This window comes from Oleiphilus sp. HI0117 (assembly GCF_001635235.1).
Genome location: NZ_LWGA01000636.1, coordinates 1 through 13,529 on the forward strand (window position 1 = coordinate 1; position 13,529 = coordinate 13,529).

At 44.5% G+C, this 13,529-nt stretch carries 11 protein-coding genes; 5 read left to right on the plus strand and 6 right to left on the minus strand.

The genetic code is table 11. From position 1 onward, the window contains the following. Together A3757_RS07745 and fadA are read left to right on the plus strand one after the other, a co-directional pair. A partial coding sequence (locus A3757_RS07745) for a 3-hydroxyacyl-CoA dehydrogenase family protein (RefSeq protein ID WP_231878240.1) occupies nucleotides 1–762 on the plus strand: 762 nt, incomplete at its 5' end. Between the two features lie 31 nt (nucleotides 763–793). Then, nucleotides 794–1,969, plus strand: a complete 1,176-nt coding sequence (fadA, locus tag A3757_RS07750) for an acetyl-CoA C-acyltransferase FadA (RefSeq protein WP_068509740.1) — start codon at nucleotides 794–796, stop codon at nucleotides 1,967–1,969. 156 nt (nucleotides 1,970–2,125) lie between these two features. On the opposite strand, the gene A3757_RS07755 is transcribed toward fadA, so the two are convergent. Then, nucleotides 2,126–2,929 carry a hypothetical protein gene (locus tag A3757_RS07755; RefSeq protein WP_068749923.1) on the minus strand — a complete coding sequence of 268 codons (804 nt, stop codon included), beginning with the start codon at nucleotides 2,927–2,929 and terminating at the stop codon, nucleotides 2,126–2,128. A 241-nt stretch (nucleotides 2,930–3,170) separates the two neighbouring features. On the opposite strand from A3757_RS07755, the gene topA reads away from it, so the two are divergent. Further along, nucleotides 3,171–5,834, plus strand: a complete 2,664-nt coding sequence (gene topA / locus A3757_RS07760; protein WP_068553047.1) for a type I DNA topoisomerase — start codon at nucleotides 3,171–3,173, stop codon at nucleotides 5,832–5,834. Between the two features lie 51 nt (nucleotides 5,835–5,885). Here the strand turns inward: topA and A3757_RS07765 are convergent, their stop codons facing one another. The 4 genes from A3757_RS07765 to A3757_RS07780 form a co-directional block, all read right to left on the minus strand. Next, nucleotides 5,886–6,752, minus strand: a complete 867-nt coding sequence (locus A3757_RS07765) for an NAD(P)-dependent oxidoreductase (RefSeq protein ID WP_068509750.1) — start codon at nucleotides 6,750–6,752, stop codon at nucleotides 5,886–5,888. Between the two features lie 19 nt (nucleotides 6,753–6,771). Continuing rightward, nucleotides 6,772–9,369: a CHASE2 domain-containing protein gene (locus tag A3757_RS07770; protein WP_068509752.1), complete on the minus strand. Its 2,598-nt coding sequence runs from the start codon at nucleotides 9,367–9,369 to the stop codon at nucleotides 6,772–6,774. A gap of 123 nt (nucleotides 9,370–9,492) precedes the next feature. After that, entirely contained in the window at nucleotides 9,493–11,127 is a 1,635-nt protein-coding gene (locus A3757_RS07775) for a FecR domain-containing protein (RefSeq protein WP_068553046.1), read from the minus strand. 76 nt (nucleotides 11,128–11,203) lie between these two features. Further along, a complete protein-coding gene (locus A3757_RS07780) occupies nucleotides 11,204–11,896 on the minus strand; it encodes a response regulator transcription factor (RefSeq protein ID WP_231872080.1) in 693 nt (230 codons plus the stop codon). A 298-nt stretch (nucleotides 11,897–12,194) separates the two neighbouring features. Between A3757_RS07780 and A3757_RS07785 the strand changes: the two genes are divergently transcribed. Beyond that, the gene (locus A3757_RS07785) at nucleotides 12,195–12,509 is read left to right on the plus strand and encodes a BolA family transcriptional regulator (protein WP_068509757.1); all 315 of its coding nucleotides are present in this window, start codon (nucleotides 12,195–12,197) and stop codon (nucleotides 12,507–12,509) included. Between the two features lie 77 nt (nucleotides 12,510–12,586). Continuing rightward, entirely contained in the window at nucleotides 12,587–13,210 is a 624-nt protein-coding gene (locus A3757_RS07790) for an L-threonylcarbamoyladenylate synthase (RefSeq protein WP_068509760.1), read from the plus strand. Between the two features lie 29 nt (nucleotides 13,211–13,239). Here A3757_RS07790 and A3757_RS26605 read toward each other — a convergent pair. Next, nucleotides 13,240–13,529 (minus strand): hypothetical protein (locus A3757_RS26605; RefSeq protein ID WP_197469937.1); only part of this gene is annotated, 290 nt, incomplete at its 5' end.

Consider the following 13,529-nt stretch of genomic DNA (forward strand, 5'->3'; position numbering starts at 1 on the left):
GAGGTTATCCGTGGCGAGAAAACTAGCGAAGAAACAATCGCTACGACAGTTGCTTACGCTAAAGCAATGGGTAAGACGCCTGTTGTTGTTAACGACTGCCCAGGTTTCCTAGTTAACCGTATCTTGTTCCCATACTTCGGTGGCTTTGCTGCGCTAGTACGTGACGGTGCTGACTTCCAGCGCGTTGATAAGATCATGGAGAAATTCGGTTGGCCTATGGGTCCTGCTTACTTGCTAGACGTTGTAGGTATGGACACAGCTATTCACGCTGGTGAAGTCATGGCTGAAGGCTTCCCTGATCGCATGAAGAATGAGTTCCGTACTGCGATGGAAGTTATGTTTGAAGATGGCCGCTACGGTCAGAAGAACGACAAAGGCTTCTACACTTACGAGCTAGACCGTAAAGGTAAGCAGAAGAAAGTGAAGGACGAAGGCGTTTACGACATGATCAAGCCTGTTGTTCTTAACAACAATGAATTTACAGATGAAGAAATCATCGAGCGTATGATGGTTCCTCTATGTATCGAGACTGTACGTTGTCTTGAAGATGGTATCGTAGAGACTGCAGCAGAAGCTGATATGGGTCTTATCTTCGGTATCGGCTTCCCTCCATTCCGTGGTGGTGCGCTTCGTTACATCGATTCTATCGGCATCGAAGAATTTAATAAGATCGCTGACAAGTATGCTGATCTAGGTGCTCTTTACACTCCAACAGAGGGTATGAGAGAAATGGCTAAAACTGGCAAGAAGTTTTTCGGCTAATCGCTGAAACAGAATCGAACGGAGAATATCTATGAGTCTTAATCCAAAAGATGTCGTCGTCATCGATGCAGTACGTACCCCAATGGGTCGTGCTAAAAATGGCTGTTTCCGCAATGTACGTGCTGAGACACTTTCAGCTACGCTGATTGATGCTATTTTTGATCGTAACGAAAAATTGAACCCTAATGACGTTGAAGACGTAATCTGGGGTTGTGTTAACCAAACAATGGAGCAGGGCTTTAACGTTGCTCGTCAAATTTCATTGTTAACTAAAGTTCCTCACGCTGCTGGCGCTCAAACGGTTAACCGTTTGTGTGGTTCTGCGATGAGTGCAATTCACACAGCTGCACAAGCAATCCAAACCGGTAACGGTGACGTGTTTGTTGTGGGTGGTGTTGAGCACATGGGTCACGTATCCATGACTAAAGGTTTCGACCACAACCCAGCAGCAAGTAAGTACTCTGCAAAAGCATCTAACATGATGGGTCTAACGGCTGAAATGTTAGCTAAAATGCACGGTATTTCACGTGAAATGCAAGATGAGTTTGGCGCGCGTTCACACCGTCTAGCTCACGAAGCTACATTGGAAGGTCGTTTTAAGAACGAAATCGTTCCAGTTGAAGGTCATGATGAGAACGGTTTTAAAGTTCTTATTGAGGACGATGAAACAATCCGTCCAGAAACGACTGCAGAGTCTCTAGGCAAGTTGAAGCCAGCTTTCAACCCTAAAGGCGGTACAGTAACTGCGGGTACGTCTTCACAGCTTACAGATGGCGCAGCAGCAATGTTGTTGATGTCAGCTGAGAAAGCAGAAGAGCTTGGCCTTAAGCCACGTGCTCGTATCGTTTCAATGGCTGTTGCAGGTTGTGATCCAGCTATCATGGGTTACGGCCCAGTTCCAGCAACTAAGAAAGCACTTAAGCGTGCTGGTCTTACCATTGAAGATATCGATTTCTGGGAGCTTAACGAAGCTTTCGCAGGTCAGTCTTTGCCAGTAATGAAAGATCTTAAGTTGCTAGATGTTGCAGAGACTAAAGTTAACCTGAATGGTGGTGCGATCGCTTTGGGTCACCCACTAGGTTGTTCAGGTGCACGTATCTCAACGACTTTGTTGAATGTTCTTGAAGATAAGGGCGGCAAATATGGTGTTTCTACCATGTGTGTAGGTCTTGGTCAGGGCATCTCAACAATTTGGGAACGTCTGTAAGACCATCTTTGATAAGCACGCTCCCAGGAAGATTGCTTAGGCAATAGGAAGTATTCTTCGGGAGTGTGTCTTAATAAGATAAGAAAAAACCGCAGTTTTGGCTGCGGTTTTTTTGTTTTAAGAGGGGGTAGATTTACTTAAGTCGACTCACTACTTCTATTTTTGCTCAGTTGAAGTGTCGGTACATTCGTTTTGATTGGTTTCCGTTTCTGCTGAGTCGCTGATCGGTTTTTTCTTTTTTGCCTTCTTGGCTTGAGGTTTGATCAAGTTACCTTCGCCTACGACACGGTTTGTTCGTTTTGCTTCGGTCAGGAGTTCGCTTAGCTCTCGTATGCGGGTGTTTTTCGTATCATTATCTATGCTGGTCTTTTTCAGCAAGTCCAGAGCTTGCTTGATATGCATCTGATACATCGTCATATCGCCTTCCTCAGCGAAGCTGTCGGCCTGGTATAAGTTACTATTTATGTTGAGCTCGACCTTGACTGTTTGCAGATGAATTTGCAGCTCCTGGCACTTTGCCGCCGTTAATGAGCCTTTATTGCGATAGATGTCGAGTAACTTACTGATTTGACCGATTTGGCTTTGTGCCTGGGTCAGTTCAATATCACTGGTGACATAACAGGCGACTTTATTTTCTCGTTGTCCGCTTTTGAAGTTTAGTAACTTTCCCTCTTGAGTTCGTAAGTGGGAAAGAATTAATTGATCGTCGGGGGCTAATTGCTGCGCTGCTTTTAAGGCGTTCACTGCTAAAGATTGAACTTGGGTGATCAGTACGTAGCTTTCATCAATTTTTAATAAAAGTGAGGTGTAGCTTAATAGCTCATCAGCTTGTTGCCTTAGTTTGTTAATGCGAAGCTTGCGCTTTTTCATTGCTTGTTGGCGGCTATAACTTATGCCACTGGCAACCATTGAGATAACAATGATGGAGGCTATCAAAGATATTATAAGTGTACTATTCATGTGGACTATGTTTCAGGCTTTATTCCCTTTAAGTGTAGCAAAGGCTTTAAAAATGCTAGCTAGTTTGTTCAAAAATCAGAAAAAAACATTGCAATGACTTGACCCTTTAGCTACAAATCAATATATATGTCGCCTTATATATTCAACTTATTCTCACGTTTGTTCTTTTTAGGGTATGTTTTGCTGAAAAAATATACAGCTAGATTGCAGCGTATGAGCAACCACTTTAGTTTGGAGTTTTATGGGTAAGTCCCTCGTTATTGTCGAGTCACCAGCAAAAGCTAAGACAATTAATAAATACCTCGGTTCTGATTACATCGTAAAGTCCAGTGTGGGGCATATTCGTGATTTGCCTACCTCGGGGGGGGGTTCTACCAGTACCCCTCAAGAGCGTGCTAAACAGGCTGCTGCTACACGTAAGATGAGCCCGGAAGAAAAAGCGGTTCATAAAGCGCGTAAAGCCAAGGAACAGCTAATTGCCCGTATGGGGATCGACCCGGAAAATGACTGGGAAGCACGCTATGAAGTGCTGCCTGGTAAAGAAAAGGTTGTTACCGAACTCAAGAAGCTCGCTAAGAATGCCGATCAAATCTTTCTCGCAACCGATTTGGATAGAGAGGGAGAAGCCATTGCTTGGCACTTAAAAGAAGCAATTGGTGGCGATGATGAACGCTATAAGCGCGTTGTCTTTAATGAGATTACCAAGAAGGCAATTCAAGGAGCTTTTGAAGTGCCGGCAGAATTGGATCAATCTCGCGTTGATGCTCAACAAGCCCGCCGTTTTCTGGATCGGGTGGTTGGCTTTATGGTTTCACCTTTGCTTTGGGCGAAGGTGGCACGAGGACTTTCAGCCGGTCGTGTACAGTCTGTTGCTGTACGCCTGATTGTTGAGCGTGAGAAAGAAATTCGAGCGTTTGTCCCAGAAGAATATTGGGAAATGTTTGCTGACCTCTGTGCTGATAAAAAAGGTGATACACGCTTTCAGGTCAGTCGCTATCAAGGTAGCGCTTTCCGTCCGGTAAATGCTGATCAAATCAAAGCTCACCAAGAGGCATTGAATAAAGCCGCGTTTGCAGTTTCCAAACGAGAAGACAAACCGACAAGCTCCAAGCCTAATGCTCCGTTTATTACTTCTACTTTGCAGCAAGCAGCCAGTACTCGATTAGGTTTTAGTGTAAAGAAAACCATGATGTTAGCTCAGCGTCTTTATGAAGCGGGCTATATCACCTACATGCGTACTGATTCGACGAACTTGAGTGAAGATGCTGTCAACGCATGTAGAGATTATATCGCTGAGAACATGGGTAGTAAGTATGTGCCTGATGCGCCGAGACTATATAGTAGTAAAGAGGGAGCTCAGGAAGCTCACGAGGCGATTCGTCCATCTGACGTAACGGTGCTTACCTCAGGCATAAAAAGCCTTGAGAAGGACGCTGAGAGACTGTACGACTTGATTTGGCGTAACTTTGTGGCCTGTCAGATGAATAATGCCGAATTTTTGAGTTCGTCTTTGGAAGTGACAGCGGGTGACTTTACACTTCGTACGCGTGGTCGTGTTATGAAGTTCGACGGTTTCTTGAAAGTGTTGCCGTCGAATAGCAAGAAAGACGATGATGTCATCCTTCCTGATCTTCAGGTTGGCGATGAACTATCTTTAGATAAACTGGATCCCAAGCAGCATTTTACCAAACCGACTGCGCGCTATTCAGAAGCCGCTTTGGTTAAGGAATTGGAAAAAAGAGGGATCGGTCGCCCTTCAACTTACGCAGCGATTATTTCAACGATCCAGGATCGTGGCTATGTGAAGCTTGAAAACAAGCGTTTCTACGCCGAGAAGATGGGGGATATTGTTACCGATCGTTTGGTTGAATCTTTCTCTGAGCTGATGGACTACAGTTTTACCGCTCAGATGGAAGAACAACTGGATGATGTTGCTCAAGATGAAAAGGACTGGAAAGCGGTTCTTAATGATTTCTACGACCATTTCACAACTCAACTAGACCAAGCACAGTCGCTTGATGGTGGTATGCGTGAAAATGATCCAACCGAGACAGATATTCCTTGCCCTAGTTGTGGTCGTCATATGCAGGTTCGTACGGGTAGTACGGGCGTGTTTTTGGGCTGTTCAGGTTACTCCTTGCCGCCAAAAGAGCGTTGTAAATCGACGATCAATCTTGTACCGGGTGATGAAATCGCCAGTGCAGATGATGAGGAAGGCGAGTCAAAACTTTTGCGTAAGAAGCGCCGTTGTTCAATTTGTTTAACCGCCATGGACAGTTATCTGATCGATGAGCAACGTAAGCTACACGTTTGTGGTAACAACCCGGACTGTTCTGGGTATGAAGTTGAAGAGGGTGAGTTTAAGATCAAGGGCTATGATGGCCCTGTATTAGAGTGTGATAAGTGTTCATCAGAAATGCAGCTTCGCACCGGCCGCTTTGGTAAGTACTTTGGTTGTACCAATGAAGAGTGTAAAAATACTCGTAAGTTATTGCGAAATGGTGAAGCCGCGCCACCGAAGATGGACCCAGTGCCGATGCCTGAATTAACTTGTGAGAAGGTTGAAGATACTTACATCTTACGAGATGGGGCTGCGGGATTATTCCTCGCGGCAAGTAAGTTCCCGAAGAATCGTGAAACTCGTGCTCCCTTAGTGAGTGAACTGCTGCCTCATAAAGATGAAATTGATACTAAGTATGAATTTCTTTTCTCAGCGCCGGTGAAAGATAATAAGGGCAATCCGTCGATTGTCCGTTTTAGCCGCAAGACGAAAGAGCAGTATGTGATGTCTGAAGAAAAAGTCGAAGAGAAGGTTAAAGCTACTGGCTGGTCGGCTCATTACCAGGATGGAAAGTGGGTTGAGACATTGCCTAAAGCTAAAAAGGCAAAAGCTAAAAAGAAGTAGCGAGTTGTCAGACATAAAAAAAGCCGCGCTAAGCGGCTTTTTTTATGTCCATCATTTACGTAACCTTTCAAGTAAGCTGGAGGTATCCCACCTTGCACCACCCATATCCTGTACATCTGCGTAAAACTGGTCAATCAGCGCCGTTAGGGGAAGTTTTGCGCCGATATTCCGAGCTTCAGATAAACAGATGTTTAAGTCTTTGCGCATTAGATCTACGGCAAAACCGTGTTCGTATTCGGCATCGATCATGGTGTCTGAACGATTATCCATTTGCCATGATTGCGCAGCTCCTTTGGATATCACATCGACGACTTGCTTGCAGTCCAGGCCAGCTTTCTCTGAGAAATGGATGGCCTCGGCCAGCCCTTGTACCACACCGGCTACGGCCATTTGATTGGCCATTTTGCAGAGTTGTCCTGAGCCGCACGGGCCAAGCAGGTTCATTGCTTTGGCATAGTGCCGCATAAGGTCGCTTGCCTGTTTGAAAGCTGCTTCTTCGCCGCCGCACATAATGGTTAGCTGGCCATTAATTGCACCCTGTTCGCCGCCAGAAACGGGAGCGTCGATAAATGCCATACCTTTTTGCTTAGTGCTGGCGTCAATACGTCTAGCGAGTTCAGCGGAAGCGGTGGTGTGATCGATAAAAAGTGTTTTGCTATCGCATTGGGCGAGCAGGCCTTGTTCGGACAGGTAGACCTCTTCGAGATCTTTATCATTGCCGATGCAGCTTATGACGAGGTCGAACTTATGATCAATCTTCTTAAGGTCTAGCAGTATTTGGCCTTCATACTCTTCGAGCCAACGTTGGGATTTTGAGGTACTACGATTGTAGACGTGAAGGTCACAATGTTTGGAAAGGTGACCAGCCATAGGATATCCCATTACCCCTAAACCTATGAACAAAACTTTAGTTGTCATGGAATGTTGCTCCAAGTATTTAATTATTCTCTGCTAGTGGTAAGGTCAAGGTAAAGCAGGTGCCTTGATTCGCTTCGCTCTGAACATCAATGCTACCTTTGTGTTTTTTAATTACAACCTGGACAAAATTCAAACCTAAACCTGCACCTTTATCGCCGCTTAATTCTGTCTGTCTTTGGCGGTGAAAGCGCTTGAAAATAAAAGGAAGCTCTTCAGGACTGATGCCAAAGCCTTGATCTGAAATATCGATAATCGCCTTATCTTGAGTACAACGGGTTTTAATTGTAACCGTTGTGTCTTCAGGGCTGTATTTGACAGCATTGGAAAGCAGGTTGGTGATAGCTCGCTCAATCAACTCTGCATTGCCGAGTAGCCAGATAGGTTCTTCATCAGAGAACTCTAGATTAATGCCTTTCGCTTTTGCCTGTTGGGACAAGGAGTCAATGCTATCTTCGACTGCATTGAGCAGGTCAAACTCATAAAAGCTTTGCTCGGCGCTCTGTTCTGCGCGAGTGATTTGCAAAAATTGGTCTGACAGATTCAAGCTTCTTTTGGCGTGGCTTTCAATTTCATCAATTAGCGTGCTATCCCAGTTGATTCGACCAGTTCTGAGCCCGTTAAGCATGGCTAGCTGTGATACCAGCGGAGAACGGACATCGTGAGATAAAAAGTCAATAAGCTGATTTTTTTCACGCTGTTGTTGGCGAATTTCGGTGATATCTGAAAGTGTGATCATCAAGCCTGCGTCAATGTCTTCATCGACAATAAAGGGGGCGCAATGAACCTGAACGTCTCTATCATTTAACTGGATTTCATCATTGGTCTGTGCGCCGTTGACTAATACCTTACTCATATTTTGACTTAGCTGAATGTTTTGTTGGGGGTCAAACAATGTACAAATAGCTTGTCCTAGTAGCGTTCCGTTTGATTCAGAAAACCAAGTTTGAGCATGACTATTGGTAAATACGATTAAGCCAACAGGGTCGGTAACAAATACCGCATTGGGAATTTCTTCGAAGCCTTTTGATATAAAGGTTCTCATGTCTTGCATGGAATGTATTGCTTCACGTACCTGTGATATTCGATTGGCAACCTTCTCATAATATCGGGGCTTATTGCGTGCTAGTGGTGTTGTGAAGTCGAGTTTGTTTAGATAGTCCTGATGTTCAGATAGGTTGGTTGGATGAGCCCATACAAAGCCCATATGGTAGAAGGATGTCACGCCAGAGTCAGATTCCTGAGCTAGGGTTATCCAGCTGGTGTGCCCATCATGCATCCACTTGTTTGTTGATTTTAAGCGCTGGTAACTAAGCGGCGTATGTTCATCTTGCAGAATAATTTGCTTATCTTTAAGTAGAACGTAGTGCTTAGGTTTTAGCAGGGCATTTAAAGATTCGAAGATTTCTTGCACCGGGTGCTGACCGATATGACGGAAGCTAATCGCAGGTTCTTTTTCAAGCCTTTCCAACTCATGGTTTAAAAATTGGTTTAGCTGCCGCATGCGTTGCCAGCTCCACAAAGGGTATGCGAGTAAAATACCAATGATTGCATTAATGGGTGGAAACCAGGTCTTATCTAGTAGTATTAGTAGGTAGCTAAAACTAAAAACCAACAGTACTAGCAGGATCGCAGAAGGTAAGACATGCGTTGGTTTGAGTCGCGGAAACAGCAGGATAGGGATCATGATGAAAGCAAATGTCAGCAAGTAAGCCCAAACCGAATCAACAGGTCGAATAGCGGTATTATTAAGTAGTGCAGAGTAGGCGTTGGCATGGAGTTCAACGCCAGACATTGAGGTGCCGCTTCTTGATACAGGCGTTGGAATAATATCGCCTAGACCTGCAGCCGTTGCGCCGATCAAAATGGTCTTGTCGCGAAATGCTTCAGCAGGTACTTGGTCAAGCATAACCTCCAGATAGCTGTAGGTCGGAAATGTGCCGCCAGGGCCAGCAAAAGGTATTAAGCGATATTGGGTGTTGACTGACATATAAGGAGAGTTACTTGATGCTACCATGCGAATATATTGGATCATGGGGTTAACTTCGCTTGCCATCGCCATTGATAAGCTAGGCCAATGAGCATCGCCGACACCTGAGTTCAAATATAGTCCGCGCGCAAGTCCGTCTTGGTCCAGGTCAACATGGACATGACCCATACCTCTGGCAGCTTCAACCAGTTTAGGTATCGGAAGAATTTCAACAAGTGTTCCGCCGTGAGTCAGCGGTTGTAGGTGCAATGGCAGTAGAACGTTGCCGTTATTCTTGATCGCTGCTGCGAGGGCAAGGTCATCTTCTGGGTGCGAAGCGCTTTTTTCTGAAAAAAGTATATCTAAGGCAATCAGTGCGGTGTTGTACTGCGTTAGTTTTTCAATTAGCTGTGCATGGATTGCACGCCGCCATGGCCATTGGCCAATACTATTGAGACTCTTTTCATCTATGGCGATGATAACCGTATTTTCGTCAGCGGGAACCGGGGTGAGGTTTATTGCGGTGTCGTAAGCCAAGAGATCGAGGCGCTTGGCCGCTTGTGTATAGACCAAAAAAGCGCTCACCACGAGTAGGGCGAGAGTCAAAAGGTACTGCGCATAAGGCCTGGATTCGGGAATGTTTCTAGCCATAAGGTTCTATTATTATTGCTGTCGTTGTTGGGCCGAACGCATCTTAGCAAAAATGTTCGCTGTCATGTGAAAAAATGATATGCGCCGATGACAGTACGAACATTATTGTTGCAAGGCAACATATTATTCATTTTCAATATATAGCTCTTTGATTGGGCCAAAGTCTGAACTGAATAGTTCGTTGCCAATTCCCTTAACCCGAGCGAAATAGCGCTTTCCAGGTGTTAATCTTAGGTGGGCTCGAGCCTTGGCAATGGTCTGTTCTTTCAGAATGTTTTCGAAGCTTTTGCTATCAGACACCTGCAATATGTAGGCTTGGGTATTGTCTACTTTATTCCAGAACAGGCCAACTTGGCTGTCGATATAGTTAACACTTAGAATCTTCACGGGTTTCAATATACCGCGGACAGAAAAGTTACGCACTTCGCTATTCGCTGTTTCGCCGTCATCTGCAAGCGATACTACGCGCCAATAGTATGAGCCGGGCATCAATGCTTTCCTTGGTGCAATCTGCTGCGCTGCATCAAAGTCTGTTTGGCTGATTAGCAGGTTGAAACCTTTGTCTTTGGAAATCTGTAGTTTTCCGAGCGTATCCGGTTTAACAAAGTTCCAGCTAAATGTAGGTTTGGTACTATCAAGTATGCTTTTGGCAAGCGGCGCAATGAGTTTTGCTTGCTCTGTGCCAATGTCCACTGCTATGCGTGTAACGGAGTCGACACCCTCAAAACCATTAGCGTCAATGGCGCGCATGGAAACGTCATACTCACCATTCTCAATATGTTCCAACTCAAGTTCAGGCTTTTGTATTTTCCCTTGCTTAACAAGTTTTCCATTTTGCTTATTGTCAGTGAGTTGAACTCGATAAGCTTCGGCGCTTTTTTGTTCTTCCCAAGACAGAGTTGAAGGAAGGTCGTCTACAACTCTCTCTGCAAATAGTGCTTTGGGGGCGTCAGCTAACTTTGTCTGCTCAATAATCGCGCTACCTTTTTTGATGCGCGCACCGTTGCCTGCAAAAACTTGAGTCGTCCCATGTTCACCAGCAAAAGAGACTTCACCTTCAATAACTTCCAGCTGTGTTTCATTACCCTGGGTACTCAAACGAAATTCAGTTCCGCGCACGGCTGCTACCGCCGATGGGGTGGTAATCTCGTAGCGAGATCCTTTAACCAAGGGTGTAACCTCAGTGGACAGTGAGCCTCTCTTGAGCCTTAGTCGCGTATCAACCATGCCAGTCTTGCCAAAGTGGGACAGTTTATTGAAGACCAGGTTGGAATTTTCTTCCAAGCGAATGGTTGAGCTGTCTGCAAACTCAATTAAAACATTACCTTTTTTTGTCGCAACTTCATCACCGACACGAATATTCATATTTGTTTTGAGTAGCTTAAATACACTCTTGCTGGCGCGTTTGATCAAGGCACTACCAGAAACTGACTTGGCAACAGCCGGTTTTGGTTGATGTTTTAGCCAGTGCATAGGGATTTTAATAATTGAGCCAGGGGCCAGGGCCGAGACCTGTTCAATCTTGTTATAACGTATTAAATCAGTCCAGGTGTGCTGTCTGTTGAGAAGGCCTTGACTGACTTTTTGCAGGTTGTCGCCAGGGCGCAGCGTGTAGTGCCACTCTTCCACCTGAGGTGTTTGAGCAAACGATACCGAAGTTAGCAAGACGCTAGAAATAGCACAAGAAAGGCATAAGAGCATGACGAAGTTGATGACTGTCGTCGTTAGTTTATGGATATCAATACGTCCAAATTTCATAAATAAATCATGCTCACTACATTATTAATATCAAAGCTTCTAGCCAAGAGCAGGTTAAGAGCTGCTGTCCTTATCTCTAGTCGCCAACTTTTTCCAGCCTGTACCCATGTTGATAAACTGTTTTCACGCGAAATCCGTTCTCAGGTTTGATATGCAATTTGCGTCTTAAGCGACTGACATGCGTATCGACGGTCCGAGTATTGATGTTGATAGAAATTCCCCAAACCCTTTCCAACAGGTAGTCTCTGGATAGTAGGCGCCCAATGTTCTGAAACATGAAGACGGCTAAATCAAAATCTTTATCGGTCAGTGGCACGTCTTCACCAAAAGACACGATGGTTCTTTTAGTCAGATTAATCACATAAGGGCCAATAACCATCTCCTCTTGCTCTTCTACCTCGTTTGCGGAGCGTCTTGCTAAGGCGTTGACTCGAGCTTTTAACTCTCCAGGTCTGGCTGGTTTGACAAGATAGTCGTCAGCGCCTGCATCAAGGGCCGTTATAATATCGGCTTCGCTATCTCTGGAGGTCAGAAATATTACAGGTATCCGCCAGCTAAGCTCTGAGCGAATCGATTTAAGAACTTCGGTACCTTCCATGTCTGGAAGCTGCCAATCAAGGATTAACAAGTCATAACTGTTATGTAGTACTTCGTATAAAAAAGATTTGCCAGTCTGAAAGAAATCACAACTATGTTGGTTTTCTACCAGCATCGCACTAAGGTTTTGTGCTTGTTCCAGCTCGTCTTCTAACAAAGCAATTTTCATCATTATCCCCTAAATATATGTTCTGTATTATTTTTTTGTGTTTTTTCTAGTGTAGATGCTTTTTCTGAATTGTCTTGGAAATTAGCTAATATCCTACAGATAATACATGCTGAATCATTATCAAGATTGTTCTAAATTGTAATGCTTTTGTAGTTTTGTTTTCGTGGCACTGGAGGGCAGTTTTAAGCAAGTGATCATTTTGCTCGCTTTATCATGATTTAGAGATTAGTATCAGACCCCCTTGAATAGCGAGTTTCGCTGTTATAATGCTTAATTACATAGATGAAATGGTTGTACTAAGATGTCGCGTCAAAAAGAGATTCAGGACTTGTTGAGTAACAATTTTGAACTTGAGTTTATAGAGGTATTAAATGAGAGCCATATGCATAGCGTGCCTCCTAACTCTGAGACTCACTTTAAGGTGACTTTGGTTACTGAGGATTTTGAGGGAAAGTCTAAAGTTGCTCGTCATCAAAGTGTCTATGCCTTGCTTGGTGGCTTAATGGAGCAAGGCCTACATGCTTTGGCACTACATTTATATGTTCCGCAAGAATGGTCGAGTATCATGGGTGAGAAATCACCAGAGTCCCCAAACTGTATGGGTGGCTCTAAATAGTACAGCTGTAGCAGGCCAGAACCCTAAATAGCTGATAGATATTCAATTGGAATTGCCCTTTATTAGGAGTAGGTACGATGAGTCAATTTTTTCAGATTCATCCTGAGAACCCTCAGGCGAGGTTGATTAAACATGCGGCAGAGATCATTGAAAGCGGTGGTGTGATTGCTTATCCGACTGACTCTGCGTACGCACTAGGTTGCCATTTAGGCGACAAGAAGGCCGCCGATAAAATTAGGCAGATTCGAAAGCTTAATGAAAAGCATAACTTTACACTGGTATGTCGTGACCTAACGGATATATCAACCTACGCTAAAGTTGATAATCAACAATACCGCCAGATAAAGGCACACACACCGGGCCCTTATACGTTTATTCTCGATGCGACGACTGAAGTTCCGCGGCGTTTAATGAACCCAAAGCGACGTCAAATCGGTATCCGAATTCCGGACAACGAAATTGCTTTAGCCTTGCTGGAAGAGCTTGGTCAGCCAATAATGAGTACAACGCTTATTTTGCCTGGTGATGATATGCCTATGACTGACCCTTACGAGGTTCGTTCTTTGTTAGAGCATACGCTTGATTTGGTTATAGATGGTGGCTTCTGTGGCTTTGAGGCAACCTCTGTGGTGAACTTATCAGGCGAAGAAACGGAGATTGTTCGTAAAGGCTGCGGTGACATCTCGGCTTTCGAGGGCTAAGTATCACCGCTTGTTTAGGCGGGTACGGTTTATGCGTTTATCGTTAAGCGGAAGCTGTTATCCTTCGACAGAGCTGCTTGCTCACTATTATTGGTGATTTTGTTGGTTTTCAGTGCTTCATAGCGATGGGCGATATCATTTAATTTGTTATGCTCATTTTGTTCGCTAATTAGCTCATTAAAGAGATTATTACCAACTCCATATGCACCAGAAATCTTCACGACATTGTCTACGTAATCAAGTGTAGGCTGCTGTTTGCTCAAACGCTGAAAAGCCTCTTTAAAGTGTTTGTTGTTGTTAAGGTCAGTACTTATTTTTT

Bases quoted from the DNA above. Each gene is read 5' to 3' on its own strand.
- fadA (WP_068509740.1), top strand. From the start codon at position 794: ATGAGTCTTAATCCAAAAGATGTCGTCGTCATCGATGCAGTACGTACC.
- A3757_RS07755 (WP_068749923.1), bottom strand. From the start codon at position 2,929: ATGAATAGTACACTTATAATATCTTTGATAGCCTCCATCATTGTTATC.
- topA (WP_068553047.1), top strand. From the start codon at position 3,171: ATGGGTAAGTCCCTCGTTATTGTCGAGTCACCAGCAAAAGCTAAGACA.
- A3757_RS07765 (WP_068509750.1), bottom strand. From the start codon at position 6,752: ATGACAACTAAAGTTTTGTTCATAGGTTTAGGGGTAATGGGATATCCT.
- A3757_RS07770 (WP_068509752.1), bottom strand. From the start codon at position 9,369: ATGGCTAGAAACATTCCCGAATCCAGGCCTTATGCGCAGTACCTTTTG.
- A3757_RS07775 (WP_068553046.1), bottom strand. From the start codon at position 11,127: ATGAAATTTGGACGTATTGATATCCATAAACTAACGACGACAGTCATC.
- A3757_RS07780 (WP_231872080.1), bottom strand. From the start codon at position 11,896: ATGATGAAAATTGCTTTGTTAGAAGACGAGCTGGAACAAGCACAAAAC.
- A3757_RS07785 (WP_068509757.1), top strand. From the start codon at position 12,195: ATGTCGCGTCAAAAAGAGATTCAGGACTTGTTGAGTAACAATTTTGAA.
- A3757_RS07790 (WP_068509760.1), top strand. From the start codon at position 12,587: ATGAGTCAATTTTTTCAGATTCATCCTGAGAACCCTCAGGCGAGGTTG.